General features: G+C 72.4%; 12 protein-coding genes and 1 pseudogene. 8 read left to right on the plus strand and 5 right to left on the minus strand.

Going from position 1 to position 16,365, the window contains the following annotated elements; genetic code table 11:
• Positions 1–231: 231 nt before the first annotated feature.
• Together IF19_RS0120605 and IF19_RS0120610 are read left to right on the plus strand one after the other, a co-directional pair.
• Complete coding sequence (locus tag IF19_RS0120605) at positions 232–3,228, plus strand: 3-keto-alpha-glucoside-1,2-lyase-like domain-containing protein (RefSeq protein ID WP_030276673.1); 2,997 nt, start codon at positions 232–234, stop codon at positions 3,226–3,228.
• Between the two features lie 118 nt (positions 3,229–3,346).
• Positions 3,347–3,913 (plus strand): HAD domain-containing protein, encoded by a 567-nt coding sequence (locus tag IF19_RS0120610; RefSeq protein WP_030117036.1) that lies wholly within the window; start codon positions 3,347–3,349, stop codon positions 3,911–3,913.
• Positions 3,914–3,985: 72 nt separating this feature from the next.
• Here IF19_RS0120610 and IF19_RS01000000134875 read toward each other — a convergent pair.
• Positions 3,986–4,574, minus strand: a pseudogene (locus IF19_RS01000000134875) (DUF998 domain-containing protein).
• A gap of 58 nt (positions 4,575–4,632) precedes the next feature.
• Complete coding sequence (locus IF19_RS0120620; protein WP_030276675.1) at positions 4,633–5,607, minus strand: helix-turn-helix domain-containing protein; 975 nt, start codon at positions 5,605–5,607, stop codon at positions 4,633–4,635.
• Between the two features lie 163 nt (positions 5,608–5,770).
• Here IF19_RS0120620 and IF19_RS0120625 point away from each other — a divergent pair, with 163 nt between their 5' ends.
• On the plus strand, positions 5,771–6,799 hold the full coding sequence (locus IF19_RS0120625) for a saccharopine dehydrogenase NADP-binding domain-containing protein (RefSeq protein ID WP_030117034.1): 1,029 nt from the start codon (positions 5,771–5,773) through the stop codon (positions 6,797–6,799).
• A gap of 10 nt (positions 6,800–6,809) precedes the next feature.
• Here the strand turns inward: IF19_RS0120625 and IF19_RS0120630 are convergent, their stop codons facing one another.
• Complete coding sequence (locus IF19_RS0120630) at positions 6,810–7,607, minus strand: alpha/beta fold hydrolase (protein WP_030117033.1); 798 nt, start codon at positions 7,605–7,607, stop codon at positions 6,810–6,812.
• Positions 7,608–7,894: 287 nt separating this feature from the next.
• Here IF19_RS0120630 and IF19_RS0120635 point away from each other — a divergent pair, with 287 nt between their 5' ends.
• From IF19_RS0120635 to IF19_RS0120645, 3 genes are all read left to right on the plus strand, one after another.
• Positions 7,895–8,302 (plus strand): YciI family protein, encoded by a 408-nt coding sequence (locus tag IF19_RS0120635; protein WP_030276676.1) that lies wholly within the window; start codon positions 7,895–7,897, stop codon positions 8,300–8,302.
• Positions 8,303–8,309: 7 nt separating this feature from the next.
• Positions 8,310–9,482, plus strand: a complete 1,173-nt coding sequence (locus IF19_RS0120640) for an RNA polymerase sigma factor (RefSeq protein ID WP_050493847.1) — start codon at positions 8,310–8,312, stop codon at positions 9,480–9,482.
• 144 nt (positions 9,483–9,626) lie between these two features.
• Positions 9,627–11,555: an HtaA domain-containing protein gene (locus IF19_RS0120645; RefSeq protein ID WP_030117030.1), complete on the plus strand. Its 1,929-nt coding sequence runs from the start codon at positions 9,627–9,629 to the stop codon at positions 11,553–11,555.
• A gap of 70 nt (positions 11,556–11,625) precedes the next feature.
• Here the strand turns inward: IF19_RS0120645 and IF19_RS0120650 are convergent, their stop codons facing one another.
• The gene (locus IF19_RS0120650) at positions 11,626–13,002 is read right to left on the minus strand and encodes a glycoside hydrolase family 6 protein (protein WP_030117029.1); all 1,377 of its coding nucleotides are present in this window, start codon (positions 13,000–13,002) and stop codon (positions 11,626–11,628) included.
• A gap of 473 nt (positions 13,003–13,475) precedes the next feature.
• Between IF19_RS0120650 and IF19_RS0120655 the strand changes: the two genes are divergently transcribed.
• Positions 13,476–14,609 (plus strand): PQQ-dependent sugar dehydrogenase, encoded by a 1,134-nt coding sequence (locus IF19_RS0120655; RefSeq protein ID WP_030276678.1) that lies wholly within the window; start codon positions 13,476–13,478, stop codon positions 14,607–14,609.
• 144 nt (positions 14,610–14,753) lie between these two features.
• Positions 14,754–15,566: a nucleotidyltransferase gene (locus tag IF19_RS0120660; protein ID WP_234313208.1), complete on the plus strand. Its 813-nt coding sequence runs from the start codon at positions 14,754–14,756 to the stop codon at positions 15,564–15,566.
• Between the two features lie 58 nt (positions 15,567–15,624).
• Here the strand turns inward: IF19_RS0120660 and IF19_RS0120665 are convergent, their stop codons facing one another.
• Positions 15,625–16,233, minus strand: coding sequence for a helix-turn-helix domain-containing protein (locus IF19_RS0120665; RefSeq protein WP_030117025.1), 609 nt, complete (start codon positions 16,231–16,233; stop codon positions 15,625–15,627).
• Positions 16,234–16,365 lie beyond the last annotated feature (132 nt).

Raw genomic sequence — 16,365 nt, forward strand, 5'->3', positions numbered from 1 at the left:
TGGCAAGGGTTCTGGCCACTTTCTCTCTGCCGCAGCGAACTTTGAACACTGTGGTGACGAAGTATGGACGCCGCCGGTAGAAGCCTCCTACTCTTCTCGGCGCGGCCATCGGAGCCCCTGGTCCGAGGGCAGCGCCGTCCCACCGCACGAGCCGAACGTTCACCCCCGGGCGCCGGGTGGCCCCACCCACCGCCGCGACGCGCCCCTCGCCGCGAGGGGCCAGGAGGAAGAATGCATCCACGGCCGCTCCACCGTTGCCGCAGACACCTCACCGGCCTGCTGGCCGCCGCACTGCTCGTCGGCGCGTTCTCCGCGACACCCGCCGCCGCCGAACCGGTCCCGATGGAGGAACTCCCTCCGCAGGAACCGGGCGTCACCCTGAGAGTCTTCGACGTTCAGTCCCCCCTGGACGAGTTGTGCGACCTGAAGACCGGACAGACGCCGAACGTCGACAAGTTGATGCCCACCATCGACTGGAGCTCCACGGACGACTTCGGGATCGACGACCATTTCGTCTCCCAGGTCATCGCCAACCTCGACGTTCCCGACGACGGGACGTACGCCTTCCGGCTGACCAGCGACGACGGGTCACGCCTGCGGATCGACGGCGCCACCGTCATCGATCACGACGGACTGCACGGTGCCGAGCCCAAGGAGGGCACCGCGCAACTGACGCCCGGTCACCATGCTCTGCGCATTGATCATTTCGACCGCACCGGCGGTCAGCAGATCACCCTTGAGTGGAAGCCTCCGGGCGCCGGGGACTTCTCGGTCGTGCCGAACTCCGCGCTGAGCACCGACGCCGATGTCGTACGGGTGACGGCTCCGGGCCGCAAGGAGTGCGAGGGCGTGCTCGACTCCCCCGGCGACGGGCTGCCCCTCACCGGAACGCATCCCGACTACGCGCTCACCGATCTGCGGCCCGAGGGCTTCGAACCGCAGGTCACCGCGATGGACTGGCTTCCCGACGGCCGGCTCGCCGTGACCACGTGGGGCGGCACCGACAACACGGCCGGCGAGGTCTACCTCATGGACCACGTCCAGGGACAGACCGATCCGGGGAAGGTGACCGCGAAGAAGGTGGCCGACGGGCTCAAGGAGCCCATGGGCGTGAAAGCCGTCGACGGCAAGCTGTACGTCTCCCAGAAGCACGAGCTCACCGAGCTGACCGACACCGACGGCGACGACGTCACCGACGAGAAGCGGACGGTGGCCACCTGGCCCTACGGCGGGAACTTCCACGAATTCGCCTTCGGACTGCTCTACAAGGACGGCTTCTTCTATCTGAACCTCTCCGTGGCGATCAACCTGGGCGGGGCGACCACCGACCCGCAGCCCGCACCCGGCCGCGGTTCGACGATCAAGGTGAACAAGGAGACCGGCGAGGTCGACTACGTCGCCGGGGGCCTGCGCACGCCCAACGGCATCGGCTGGGGCCCCGAGGGCGACATGTTCGTCCTCGACAACCAGGGCGGCTGGCTGCCGTCCTCGAAGCTGCTCCACATCGAGCAGGACCGCTTCTTCAACCACTACACCAACCCGTCGGGCCCCTTCGACGCACGGCCGGTGACCAAGCCGGTGCTGTGGCTGCCGCAGAACGAGATAGCCAACTCCCCGAGCACACCGCTGCAGTTGAGCGAGGGCCGGTTCGCCGGGCAGATGCTGTTCGGCGACGTCACGTACGGCGGCATCCAGCGCGCGTACCTGGAGAAGGTCGACGGCGAGTACCAGGGCGCGGTCTTCCGCTTCACCCAGGGGCTCGAAGCCGGCGTCAACCGGATCAGCATGGGGCCGGACGGGGCGATCTACACAGGCGGGCTCGGGGCGGGCGGCAACTGGGGCCAGGAGGGCAAGCTGACCTACGGCCTCCAGAAGCTGTCCCCCAGCGGAGACAACGCCTTCGACATCCTCGCCATGCGGGCGAAGCCCGGCGGTTTCGAGCTGGAGTACACCGAGCCGCTCTCGGAGGAGACCGCCGCACGGCTCGCCGAGAGCTACCGGGTCGAGCAGTGGACGTACGCCCCGACCCCCGCCTACGGCGGCCCCAAGGTCGACGAGGAGTCCCTCGGCGTGAGCGCGGCCGCGCTCTCCGAGGACCGGAAGAAGGTCACGCTGACCATTCCGGGGCTCAAGCCGAACCGGGTCGTCCACCTCCGCTCGCCGCGCCCCTTCAGCTCCGCCGAGGGCACCGAGCTATGGAGCACCGAGGCCTGGTACACGCTCAACTCGCTGCCCGGCGACCAGCCGCCTGCCACACGGTACGAGGCGGAGGAGGCCGCTCTCACCGGGGGCGCGGGCTTCGACACCGAGCACGCGGGCTACTCCGGCGGCGGCTTCGTCGACGACTTCGGTCAGGAGGGCGCGGCGGTCACCTTCGACGTGGTGACGGAGACGCCGGGTGCGTACGACGTGGGGCTGCGCTACTCCAACGGGCCGAACCCGGCGCCCGGCACGAAGTCGGTGAGCGTCCACGTCAACGGTGAGAAGGTGCGCCAGGTCAAGCTGCTGTCCACCACCGACTGGAAGACCTGGTCCACGGGGACCGAACGGTTGGAGCTGCGGGAGGGCCGCAACACCATCCGGTACTCCTACGACAGCGGCGACACGGGGCACGTGAACCTGGACATGATCACCGTCCATCCGAAGGGCGCCCGGATCCAGCTCTTCGACGGCTCGGACCGGGAGTCCTGGCAGCACCCGGACGGGCGCAGGCCCGAGTGGCCGGTGAGCGGAGGGGAGATGGAGGTCGCCGGCGGGGATCTGCGCACCAAGCAGGGCTTTGAGGACTTCCGGGCGCATGTGGAGTTCCGGCTGCCGAACCTGCCGCCGGACGTGACGGGCCAGGACCGCGCCAACAGCGGCGTGTACCTCCAGGAGCGGTACGAGGTGCAGATCCTCGACTCGTACGGTGACACCACGCTCGCCGACGACGAGGCCGGGGCGATCTACACGAAGAAGGCGCCGGACGTGAACGCGGCCACGGCGCCGGAGACCTGGCAGACGTACGACATCACCTTCCGCGCCGCCCGCTACGACGCGTCGGGGGCGAAGACGGAGGATGCCCGGGTGACCGTCGTGTGGAACGGCGTCACCGTCCACGACGACGTGGCGATCGACGGCGCGACGGGCGGGGGCGCGGCCGAGGGGCCGACGGCCGGAGCGCTGAGGCTCCAGGACCACGGCAGCAAGGTCCGCTACCGGAACGTCTGGGTGGAGCCGCTGACGTAGCCGCCGTACGGGTGCGGGTCCCGGGGCGGTGGCGGCAGGCCGCCGCCCCGGAACCGTATGCGCCGACGCTCTTCCGGAGGGCGGGGGCGGGGCGGGGACGCGTCGCTATGGTGCTCGGGTGACCCGCACCGCGCAGCCTCCGCTGCTGTTCCTCGACGTCGACGGTCCGCTCATCCCCTTCGGCGCGTCCCACCCGTATCCGCTCTACGAGACGGGCCTCGCGGACCCGAACAGCGGGGAGAACCCGCTTCTGGCCAGGATCAATCCCCGGCACGGTCCTCGGCTGGCGGCTCTGGCCTGCGAGCTGGTGTGGGCGACGACCTGGCTGGAGGACGCGAACGTTCTGGTCGCTCCTCGTCTCGGGCTGCCTCCGCTGCCTGTCGTGGGTCTGCCGGAGCCCTCCGGGGCGGTCGGGGTGAGCGGAGGAGCCGGTGAGGCCGGCTGCGAGGAGGAGGAAGAAGACGTGCGGATCGGGTTGCACTGGAAGACCCGTCCCGTCGTCGCGTGGGCCGGCGGGCGGCCGTTCGTCTGGGTCGACGACGAGATCACCGAGGTCGACCGGGGCTGGGTCGCCGCCCACCACCCGGGCTCGGCCTTGCTCCATCGGGTGGATCCCCGGCGGGGTCTGACGGGCGGCGACTACGCGGTGGTGGAGGGGTGGCTGCGGCGTACGGTCGCGGGGTAGGCGCGGCCCGGACCGGACGTGCACGGCGGCCGCTCGCGTCGGGCGGGGTGAGCCCGTGGGTGCGGCGCGGTGTCAGGTCGAGGTGCTTCTGCGGCAGGAGAGGACGACCAGGAACGGCCACAGCGCCTGGAGGAACGTCACGACGCGCTCGGCGGTGCCCGGGGCCCGTGCGCTCTGCAGCTCCGCCAGGAACCACAGGGCGCTCGCGAACATCACCGCGCTGGCCGCGAGCGACACGTCGAGGCGCAGCCCCCACGGGCGCCGGCCCTTCGGCGCGGACGGCGGCCAGGGGCGGCCAGACCGCGAGCAGCACGAGTCCCACGGTGGCCACCGCGCCGTGTTCCAGGGCCCCGCCGCTGCTCGGGGCGGGCACCAGGGTCAGGGCGAGCGCCGAGAGCCCGCCGCCGGCCAGGGCCAGTCGTCCGGCGGGCGCCGCCCGGCGCAGCGCGTGGGCGGTCACCACGTAGGACGTTCCCAGCACCAGCAGCATCCCCGTCATCAGCCAGTAGCTGGTGGCGCCGTAGGAGGCCAGCACGCTCAGTGTGTCCGTCGCCGGGTCGTACGCCGGCCCCTGGCGCTCCTGCGCGATCGCCCAGGAGCCGACCAGCAGGACGGGGGCGCATCCGGAGGAGAGCAGGGCCCACCAAGGAGCAGATCGCATCAGGTCAGCATAAATGGGCACATCGCGGGCGTCTTCGATCCTTAGCTCGCCGGGACGGTCAGCGGGTCGGGGGCGGCTGCGGGGCGTCGGCGCGGGAGCGCGCCCGGAAGGTGCGGCGGTAGGTGTCGGGGGGAACACCGACCGTCCGGTGGAAGTGGCGGCGCAGCGTCGTGGCGGTCCCCATGCCGGTGGACGTGGCGACCGCGTCGACGGTGTCGTCGGTGGTCTCCAGCAACTCCTGTGCGCGGCGGATGCGCTGGGTGTGGAGCCAGTGCAGCGGGGTGGTCCCGGTCACCGCCCGGAAGTGGCGTGCGAGGTGGCGTGAGCTCATCCGCGCCCGGCGGGCCAGGTCCTCGACGGTGAGCGGGCGGTCCAGGTGCTGGAGCGCCCAGGGCAGCAGGTCGGCGAGCGGGTGGCTGCCGGGCTCGGGGACCGGGGTGGTGACGAACTGCGCCTGGCCGCCGTCCCGGTGCGGCGGCACGACCAGGCGGCGCGCGAGGGCGTTGGCGACCGACGAGCCGTGGTCGAGGCGGACGAGATGCAGGCACAGGTCCATGGCGGCGGCCTTGCCCGCCGAGGTGAGGACGCGTCCGCCGTCCACGTAGAGGACGTCGGGGTCGACCGTGACGCCGGGGTGTCGCGCGGCCAGCTCCCGGGTGTGGGCCCAGTGCGTGGTGGCGCGGCCGCCGTCCAGCAGCCCCGCGGCGGCCAGGACGAAGGCGCCGGTGCAGAGGGAGGCGACGCGGGCGCCCGCGTCGTGGGCGGCGCGCACCGCGTCGACCAGTGCGGCCGGCGGGTCCCGGTCGATGTCGGCCCAGCCCGGGACGATCACGGTGCCGGCGCGGGCGAGGGCGTCGAGCCCGTCGTCGGGCGTCATCCGGAAGCGGCCGACCCGCACGGGGCCCGGCCCGCAGAGCTGGAAGTCGTACCAGGACTCCGCCCCGGCGGGGGCGTGCGAACCGAAGACCTCGCAGGCCAGGGACAGTTCGAAGTGCAGCATGCCGTCGGTGACGGCCAGAGCGACGGTACGCATGTCCGAAAGTGTATGGCTCTTGGCGTTCCGGACAGGCGCGTGGCGGGTGCCCGCCCGGCCAGGATGTCCGTGACGGGGCGGACGGCATCGGCCGGCCCCGTCGCCGCGGCCCGCCGATCGGCGGTGACCGTCCGGCGTGGAGCCGACGACAAGGGGAGAGATCATGGCATCGGGCCAGCAGGTGGCGGTGTACGGCGCGTACGGTCACACCGGGCGGTTCGTCGTGGCGGAACTGCTGGAGCGGGGGTTCTCCCCGGTGCTCTCCGGGCGGGACGCCGCCGAACTGGAGGCGCTGGCGCGGGAGACCGGCGCGCAGGCCCGCCCGGCCTCGGCCGACGACGCGGCGGCGCTGGACCGCGCGCTGGCCGGGGCTTCGGCCGTCGTCAACTGCGCCGGGCCCTTCGCGGTCACGGCGGCCCCCGTGATCGAGGCTGCGCTGCGCGCCGGGATCCCGTACCTGGACGTGGCGGCCGAGATCGAGGCCAACGCCGACACGTTCGAGCGCTTCGCCGAGCGGGCGCTGGAGGCGGAGACGGTCGTGGTTCCGGCGATGGCGTTCTTCGGCGGTCTGGGGGATCTGCTGGTCACCGCCGCGATGGGCGGCCGGACGGCGGCCGACGAGGTGCACGTCGCGTACGGGCTGAGCAGTTGGCACCCCACCGCCGGTACGCGGACGGCGGGCGCGGTGTCCCGGCAGCGGCGGGACGGGCGGCGCGTCGTCCGCACCGGGGGGCGGCTGGAGTACCGCGCCGACGCGCCTCCGACCCTGGAGTGGCGGTTCCCCGTGCCGCTGGGGCCCCGGACGGTGATCGGGGAGTTCACCATGGCCGACGTCGTGACCGTGCCCAGCCATCTGTCCGTTCCCGAGGTGCGGACGTACATGACGGCGGACGCGGCCCGCGACATCGCGTCCCCACGGACGCCGCCGCCTGCCGCCGCGGATCCGAGCGGGCGGTCCGACCAGACGTTCCTGGTGGACGTCGTCGTGCGCTCGGGCTCAGAGGAGTGGCGGGCGGTGGCCCGGGGCCGGGACATCTACGCGGTGACCGCGCCCCTCGTCGTGGAGGCGCTGGAGCGGGTCCTCACGGGACGGGCGGAGGCGTACGGCGTCGTCTCGGCGGGCGAGGCGTTCGACGCACCCGACTTCCTGCGCGCGCTGTCGGCGCACATCACCGTGGAGTTCCCGTCCTGAGGCGGCGCCGTCAGAGCGGGGATGCGCCGCTCTCCGCCCGGCGCAGCGGCATCATCGTCTCGACCGCCTCCTGGGCGAGGTGGTCGAGGATCATCCGGTTGACGAGGCCGGGTTTCTCCAGCGGGACCAGGTGGGAGGCGCCGGGGAGGATCGCGAGTTCGGCGTCGGGGATCGCCCGGTAGAGCGCTGTCGTGTGCTCCAGCGTCATCAGGTCGTCGTCGCCCGCCATCACGAGGGTGGACGCCCGGACGCGGGCCAGGTCCCCGGAGGTCAGCGCGGGCTGGGTGCGCCACATGTCGATCACCTTGGCGGCCACGACGGGCCAGTGGCCGGCTCCGTCCGGTGCGACCGGCTCGTACATCTCGCGGAAGAACGCGAGGTCGGGCCCGTCGGGCGTCATCGTGTCGAGCATCGCCGGTTCGGCGAAGCACTCGGGCCCGGGGCGGAAGTTGGCGCCGATCGCGACGACCTTGCGGACGAGGTCGGGCCGGTCGCGGGCGACGAGCAGTGCGACCACTCCCCCGTCGCTCCAGCCGACGAGGTGCGCCGGCCCGCCGACGACCCGTTCCAGGAAGGCCACGGTGTCGTCGGCCATGTCCTGGTACGTGAGCGGGCCCGGGACGTCGGCGGTGTGGCCGTGCGCGCGCCGCTCCGGCAGGAAGAGGCGGTGGGCGGCGGCGAGGTCGGCGCGCTGGGCTCCCCAGGTGTCGTTGGTGCAGAAGCCGCCGTGCAACAGGACCAGCGGGTCGCCGGCGCCCTCGGTCTCGTACCAGGTCCGGACCCCGGGCAGATCCGCGTACTCACCCATCGTCTACCGCCTCCCAAGGGCTGCCGCGTGTCCGTGCCGGGCCCGTCCGCGGCCGGTCCGCGCGTCTGCGGCCAGTCTGTGCGGTGGCCTCGGGGGTCGCCAGGCGTACGGGTCCGGTGGGGTGCGGGCGGGGCGGCGGTGGGGCTCGCGCGGGGGTGACGGGGCGGTGGCGGCCGGCCGGAAAGAAATCCGGGAATTCTCGCGCGCCGATGTCGAGATCCCGTGTCCGGCTCCGTCCCCGGGGTGGAAGCGGCCAGAATGGGCCGCCCGCACCGAGGAGTGACACCATGGCCAAGTACCTGCTGCTCAAGCACTACCGCGGCGCCCCCGCCCCGGTCAACGACGTTCCCATGGACCGGTGGACGCCCGAGGAAATCTCGGCCCACATGCGGTACATGCAGGACTTCGCGGACCGGCTGGAGAAGTCCGGGGAGTTCGTCGACGGCCAGGCCCTGGCCCCGGAGGGCGCATGGGTCCGGTACGACGGCGAGGGCCGGCCGCCGGTCACCGACGGGCCGTTCCCCGAGACCAAGGACCTCATCGCCGGCTGGATGATCATCGACGTGGACGGGTACGACCGGGCGGTCGAGCTGGCCGGGGAGCTGTCGGCCGCTCCGGGGGCGGGCGGGAAGCCGATCCACGAGTGGCTGGAGGTGCGGCCGTTCCTGACCGCGCCGCCCGCCGTCACGGAGTGACGCCCCGGTGGACGCACTCCTGTTGCGGAGTCTCACACCGGGGGTGATCGGGGTCCTCGTCCGCCGCGGAGCCGATTTCGCGGCGGCCGAGGACGCCGTGCAGGACGCCCTGGTCGAGGCGGTCCGCGTCTGGCCCGACGACCCGCCGCGCGACCCGAAGGGCTGGCTGATCACCGTGGCGTGGCGGCGGTTCGTGGACGCGGCCCGGGCGGAGACGGCCCGGCGGCGGCGCGAGGACCGGGCGGAGACGGAGCCCGCCCCCGGCCCAGCGCCGTCGGTCGACGACACCCTCCAGCTGTACTTCCTGTGCGCCCATCCGTCGCTGACGCCCTCGTCCGCCGTCGCGCTCACCCTCCGGGCCGTCGGGGGGCTCACCACACGCCAGATCGCCCGGGCCTACCTGGTGCCCGAGGCGACGGTGGCGCAGCGCATCAGCCGGGCGAAGCGCACGGTCTCGGCTGTGCGGTTGGACCGGCCCGGGGATGTCGCGACCGTGCTGCGGGTGCTCTACCTCGTCTTCAACGAGGGCTATTCGGGGGACGTCGACCTCTCCGCGGAGGCGATCCGGCTCACCCGTCAGCTGGCGGCGGCGATCGACCATCCGGAGGTGGCGGGGCTGCTCGCGCTGATGCTGCTCCACCATGCCCGGCGCGCGTCGCGGACCGCCGCGGACGGGAGCCTGGTGCCGCTCGCCGAACAGGACCGGGGCCGGTGGGAGACCGGAATGATCGCCGAGGGCGTCGGGATCCTGCAGGCGGCCCTCGCCCGGGACCGGTTGGGCGAGTTCCAGGCACAGGCGGCGATCGCCGCGCTCCACTGCGACGCCCCTTCGGCGGAGGAGACCGACTGGGCGCAGATCGTCGAGTGGTACGACGAGCTGGCGGGGCTGACGGACAGCCCGGTCGTCCGCCTCAACCGGGCGGTGGCGGTGGGCGAGGCGGACGGCCCCAGGGCCGGCCTCAACGAACTCGCTTCGCTGAGCGAGGAGTTGCCCCGGCACGCGGCGGTTTCGGCGTATCTCCACGAGCGCGACGGCGATCGCGCGACGGCGGCCCGGCTGTACGCGGAGGCCGCCCACAGGGCGCCGACGCTCGCCGAGCGCGACCATTTGACGCGGCAGGCCGCCCGATTGAACGCCGTCGATGCGGATCGGGCGGAAGACCCCCGTGGTGACATTTAGGTAAGCCTCACCTAATATGCGGTTGTCGACTTCGGGTCCCCCACATTCCAGGAAGCCGGTATCCCCCCTTTCTTTCGTTCACCCCCGGGCGCGGCTCCGTCCTGACGAGCGCCGTACCCCTCCCCCGAAGGAGACATGCAGCGCATGTCCATGCCCCGTCGCGGCCGCCTGGCCGCACTCGCCGCCCTGACCGTCGTCTCCGTGGGCGCCGGCGTCCTCGCCGTCCCCGCCTCCGCCGCCACGGGCGTCCACGCATCGGCTCGGGCCGAGACGTCGGGCACCGCCCGCGCGGCCTCCCCGATCCTGGTGAGCGGCGCGTCCTCCTGGGGCTTCAAGGACACCTGGACCCAGTACGTCACCCGCTTCGGCGGCACGGTGACCACGGGCGGCGGCGCGAGCGCGGACACCGCCGGCAAGGTGACCTATCCCGTCAAGCACGGCACGGTCGACGCCGCCGGGCGCTCCGCCGACGTACGGTTCGGCGGATCGGTCACCTACGCGGTGCCCGCCCACGACATCACCGGCATCACCCTCGCCAACCCTCGGGTGGTCCTCAAGGACGGCCGGGGCGCGCTCCACATGGACGTGACGACCGATCTGGTCGCCGGTGAGGCCCCGGTCACCACGACGGCCGTGCCGCTGGCGGACCTCACCGCGTCGGCCGGCGCCCTCGACGGCGACGTCCTCGACTGGTCGGGCATCACGGCCGCGCTCACCGAGAAGGGTTCGTCGATCTTCTCGTTCCAGGGGCGGCCCATGTACCCGGCCGGCACGGCGCTGGACCCGCTCACCGTCGGCGGCCGCGTCAGCGTCCCGACCCTGACGGTCAGCCAGGCGACCGGACTGGGCGCGGAGAACGAGGTCACGGTCAGCGGGAAGGGCTACCAGCCGGGGCGCGGGGTGTACCTGGCCCAGTCCATAGCGATGCCCGGCACCACGTACCCGAGCGTCTTCGGCAACCCGGTGTACATCCGCCAGGTCGGCGCGGACGGCACCTTCACCGTCACGGCCAAGCTCACCGAGACGTTCACCCCCTCCGGGGGCGACGCCGTCGACTGCCGCACGACCGCCTGCTTCCTCACGAGCTTCAACTCGCACGACGGTTCCGACCCCACGTGGATGCCGTCCCGTGCCCAGGACGTGGCCCAGCCGCTCTCGTTCGGTACGAAGGTGCCCGCCGCCACCGTGACCCGGCAGCCCGTGTCGCGTACCGCGCGTTCGGGTGCGACCGCCGTCTTCACCGCCGCCGCGGACGGCGCCGACTCGGTCCGCTGGGAGCGGAGCACCGACAAGGGCGCGACCTGGAACACCGTCTCCGGCGCCACCTCCACCACGCTGTCGGTGAAGGCGGCCGCGTCGCTGAACGCCTCCCGCTACCGCGCCGTCTTCGTCAACGCCTCCGGCGAGACGGCCACCTCGGCCGCGACGCTCACGGTGTCCGCCGTCCCGTCCCGGATCATCTCCTTCAACGCCTCCCCCGAACCGGTCGCCAAGGGCGGCAAGCTGAAGGTGGTCGGAACGCTCCAGACCGTCGGCGCCACGGACAACACCTGGCGTCCGCAGGCCAAGACGGCCCTGGTGGTCGAGTTCCAGGCGAAGGGCGCCAAGACCTGGAGCCGGGCCGCCACGGTCACCACCGACGCGAAGGGCGTGGCGACCGCGTCGGTCACCGCCGTCAAGGACGGCACCTGGCGCGCTCGTTACGCGGGCACCGCGGACCGGGCGGCGGCCGTCAGCTCCTCGGACTACGTGGACGTCAAGCTGCGCACCTCGGTGTCGGGCTTCAACGCGTCCCCGGAGCCGGTCCGCAAGGGCCGCACCATCACCGTCAAGGGCACCCTGCGCACCCTGGACGGCACCTGGAAGAACACCTCGGGCCAGTCCGTGGCCATCCTGTTCAAGGCCGACGGCTCCAGCAAGTGGAGCAAGCAGGCCACCGTGCGCACCAACAGCCGCGGCGTCTTCTCCAAGGGCTTCACCGCCAAGAAGGACGGCACGTGGAAGGCCGAGTTCAAGGCCACCTCGTCCCGGCTGGGCACGATCAGCTCCGGCGACCGCGTCGACGTGCGCTGAACCCCGTACGTGTGCCGCGGCCGGCGGGTGCTCCCGTCGGCCGCGGCCCGTACGCGTCGCGGCGCGCGGGTCAGCCCGCGTTCCCGCCGCCGAGGGGCGGGTTGGCGTTGCGGAGCAGCTCCCGGAACTGCGCGGAGAACCAGTGCCCGGCCACCGGGGAGTCGGGCAGGGCGCCGGTGAGGTTGTAGCCGTTGCGCCCGTTCCCGGTGTACGTCGGGTCGCACATCCGGTCGAAGCCCTTGCCCTCGTCGTTGTCGACGGGCCGGCTGCTGCCGTCCGACTCGCCCGGGGGCTTGGCCCAGACGTAGGCGTCGATTCCCGGCTCGGGCGCGGTCGTGGGGCGCTCCCCGATGCCCGCTCCGCTCTGGTTGCACCAGTTGCCGGCGTGGATGCGCCGGTCGGTCCGCCCGCCGTCCACGTAGGCGTCGGCGCTGGTCAGGAGGCCGGGCCCGGTGGGGCGCGAGGCGCCGCCCCAGCCGTTGCGGGCGGTGTCGACGAGCATCCCGAGGTCGGCGGCGAAGCCCTGGCGAACGAGTTCGGTGCGCAGGGCCTGGGCGAAGGACAGCTCGTCCACGTAGTAGTTCCAGTCCACCCAGCGGGACTGGCGCACCGTGGTCCCGTTGACGGAGTCGGTCACCTTGAAGTGCGGTTCCCTCAGGGCCGAGTAGTTGGCCGTGTTCACGATGAAGCCGTGGACGTCCGAGACGGTGGCGCCCTCCGTCGTCGCCGCCTTCTTGAACTGTGCGGCGGCCGGGACGAAGTTGGAGTCCCAGCCGAGCCAGCCGTGGTGGGCGGCGTCCACGTAGTTGTAGACGTTGGGTATGGCACCGAGGGTGTGCAGGGCGTACCCGACGCCCTTCTCGTAGTTGCCGTTGGCCTTCATCGTGGCGCACTCGGGCGTCGAGCCGGCCGTGCCTCCGGCGTTGGTGACGAGGTTGGGCAGTGAGTCCGGTTCGATGAGGGTGACGATGCGCAGGCTCGCGTAGGCGGGGTCGGCGAGGATGTCGGCGATGGGGTCGATGTAGTCGCTCTTGTAGCGGCCCAGTTCGGTGGGGCCGAGTTCGCCGTTGGAGGCCAGTGCGGCGCAGTCCCGCCCTGGCAGGTTGTAGACGACGACCTGGAAGAGGTCGGCTCCCTGGCTCACGGCCGTGTCGAGGTGCGCGCGCAGGCCGCGTGCGCCGGGTGTGCCGCCGATCGCGGCGATGCGGTCCATCCAGACGAACGAGGGCTCGTTCGCGACGGCCGCGCCACCGGGCTCGGCGGCGGCCTTCGCGGACCAGTCGGGGTTCACGTAGGGGGTGGCCCCCGCGTAGGGGTTGTCCACGCGGGCGGCGGCCGACGCCTGTCCGGGAACGGCCACGGCGAGCGATGCGCCCATGATCAGGGCGGACAGTGCGGCGGCGGTCCTGCCGCGCGGTGCGGGTCGGGTGGTGCCTCTGCTGGTCATTGCGGCTCCGTGCTCCTCTCGTGCGCCCGTCGAGGTGTCGACGGACGAATCGGGGGTCCGTGACGCTCAGGAGGTAGGTGCTCGGTGGGGGAAAACGTTGCGTGGGAGCGCTCCCAAAGTGGCGCGACATCCGAGGGCTGTCAAGCACTGCAACCCAATGAGCTTGATAGGTAAGGGAATTGATGGTGAGTGGAGCGCTCCCACCGCCAGGGTGAGAACCAGCGATCAGGCGCTACGGGTCGGTTCGGCGTCGAGGTTGGCCGACTTCCGGCTTGCGGACGGACGGGAACGGACCGCGGGCCGAAGATGCCGTGACGCTGGTCTGGGCCAAGTGGCTTCCGTCCCCCTATCCTCACCCGTAGCCGGTGACACACCTTCCCCCCACCCTGGTTGCCTGCCGGCCCGCACACCCCACCGAACCCCGTTCGGGCAGCAGGGTGACTCCCCCCATGCGCCGCCTCCAGGAGGCCACGGTGAACGTTCGCACCAGAAGCTCGGCGATCATCGCAACGCTCTGTCTCGTCACTTCTCTCGCTCTGACGTCGGCATCGGCCGACGAATCCGCCACCGGACCGCGGGCGGCCGCCGCCCTGACCCAGGTGGCGAAGGCCACGTCGCCGACCGCCGGGGCGGCGGGTCCCGGCGACACCCTGTGGATCGCCGAACGCGCGGGAACCGTGCGCGTCCTGGACGGATCGGGGCTCGGCACACCGGTGCTCGACATCTCCGACGAGACCACCACCGACGGCGAACGCGGGCTGCTCGGCATCGCGTTCGACCCGACGTTCGCGCACTTCTACGTCTCGTTCACCGATCTCCAAGGCACCACCACCATCGACGAGTTCGCGGTGGAGGGCGGACGGTTGCAGCCGGACACCCGGCGGACCGTCCTCACCCAGGAGCAGCCGTACGCCAACCACAACGGCGGGGACATCGCCTTCGGCCCGGACGGCTACCTGTACATCGCCCTCGGTGACGGCGGCTCGGGCGGCGACCCGCACGGCAACGGGCAGAACCTCGACACCTTGCTCGGCAAGCTGCTGCGGATCGACCCGGTCGGCGGCGAGCCGTACGCGATCCCGGCGGACAACCCGTTCGTGGACGACGCGAACGCGAAGGGCGAGATCTGGGCGTACGGGCTGCGCAATCCGTGGCGGTTCTCCTTCGACGCGGGCACCGGCGACCTGCTGATCGGTGACGTCGGCCAGAGCGACTGGGAGGAGATCGACTGGGCGCCGGCGGACAGCGCGGGCGGCGAGAACTACGGCTGGTCCTCCATGGAGGGCACCCATCCCTTCCGGGGCGGCACGGAACCGGCCGACCACGTCCCGCCGGTCCACGAGTACGACCGCACGGGCCTCGGCTGCTCGGTGACGGGCGGATTCGTCTACCGGGGCGACGCCCTGCCGGAGTTGCGGGGCAGCTACGTGTTCAGCGACTACTGCGACGGCACGCTGCGCACGCTCCGGATCGAGGACGGCCGGGTGACCGAGGAGGGCGACCTCGGCGTCAACGGCGGCGAGGTCATCTCGTTCGCGGAGGGCGGCGACGGCGAGCTGTACGTACTCAACATCGCGGGCAGCGTCTTCCGGGTGGACCCCGCGTGATCCGCTGACTCCCGCGCGGGCCGCCTCGGCACGGGCCCGCGCGGGCGCCTCGCCGTCCGTGGTGGCCGGCGGGGCGCCGACCGGCGACGCGACACCGGTGAAACACGGTTGAACACCGGTCCGTACCGCGGGAACAGTGTCCGCATGAACGTGAACGCACGCGGGCTGAACCCGGACGGAACGATCGCACGGGAAGGCGCACCGGACCGAGTGCCCGAGTCGTTCGCCCCGGTCGTCGACGCGGCCCGCGCGGAGATCGGCGCCCGGTTCGACGCGACGCGGCTGCACAGTGCCTACATGTACGGCAGCATCCCTCGCGGCACCGCCGTCCCCGGCCTCTCCGACCTCGACCTGCTGCTCGCCCTCCACGCGGAGCCCGCGGAGGCGGACCGGACCGACGCCCGCACGATCGAGAGGGTCCTCGACCGTTCCCATGAACGGATCGACGGTGTCGGCATCCTGCTCCACGGCGTGGCGACGCTGATGAGCGAGGCGGAACGGTACGACGGCGGTTTCTTCATCGCCTGCCTGTGCACGCCGCTGCTGGGACCCGATCTCGCGGAACGGCTCCCCCGCTACCGCCCCACGTCGCTGCTGGCCCGGGAGACCAACGGCGACCTGGCGCTCGCCCTGCCCCGCTGGCGCTCCCGGGCCGCCGGAGCCGCTACGGACGCCGAACGCGAGACGCTCTCCCGGACGGTCGGCCGCCGTCTCGTGCGCACCGGATTCACGCTGGTCATGCCGCGTTGGGAAGGTTGGACGAGCGATCTGGGCGAATCGGCCGAGGTGTTCGGGCGCTACTACCCCGAGTGTGCGGAGCAGATGCGGATCGCCGCTGCTGCCGGCCGCACTCCCACGGCGGACCCGGCGGTGCTCGGCATGTTCCTCGACCGGCTGGGGCCCTGGCTCGCGGCCGAGTACACCGCGGTGCACGGCACGAAGGCACCGCGTCCCTGAATCGCGGACTCCCGCCTCGGTGGAGGACGGGCCCGCGCGGGCGGGACGGCGAAGGCGTCTACGAGGGCGGGCCCGTCCGGGGTGCGCTCTCCGCGTCCTCACCGCCGTCACCGCGCTGGTGGCCGCGGCGGGCATCCCGGTCGAAGATGCCCAGGAGCTCGCACGGCCCGCCCTCGGCGCCGATCGCGTGCGGGAGCATCGTGGGGAACTCCGCGGCCTGGTTCGTCTCGATCCGCAGGCGCCGGTTGCCCAGGAGCAGGATCGCGGTGCCGGAGAGGACGACGAGCCATTCCCGGCCCGGATGGGCGCGCAGCCGCGACGGGTTGTCGGGCGGCGGCTCGGTCAGCCGCTGCCGGATGACGGTCATGCCCGGTTCGGCTTTGATGGGCCACCGCAGCCGGTCATGGGTCCCGTCGGTCACCGGGTGGGAGACGATGTCGTCGGCGGCGGTCTCAACCAGCTGGTCGAGGGTCGTGTCGAGGGCACGGGCCAGCGTGACGAGCTGGTCCAGAGCCAGCCGACGACGGCCGTTCTCGATCCGGCTCAGCGTGGACTGGCTGATCGCGGCACGCCCGGCCAGCTCCTCCAGCGACCACCCCTGGGCCACGCGCAGGGCCCGGATGCGTCTGCGTACCAGGCTGTCCAGCTCACCGCCCTCTTGCGTCATGGGCGTGACTGTATGCGACAGGAGCAAAACGGCGGGCTCCCCCCTCTGATCGCGGCGCCGGCTCCGGGGCGTCGCATCCTCACCTTCGCGCATACGCACATGACTGACGCCTCTCGATCGCGACCACACGCA

Source organism: Streptomyces californicus, assembly GCF_000717645.1.
GTDB lineage: Bacteria > Actinomycetota > Actinomycetes > Streptomycetales > Streptomycetaceae > Streptomyces > Streptomyces californicus.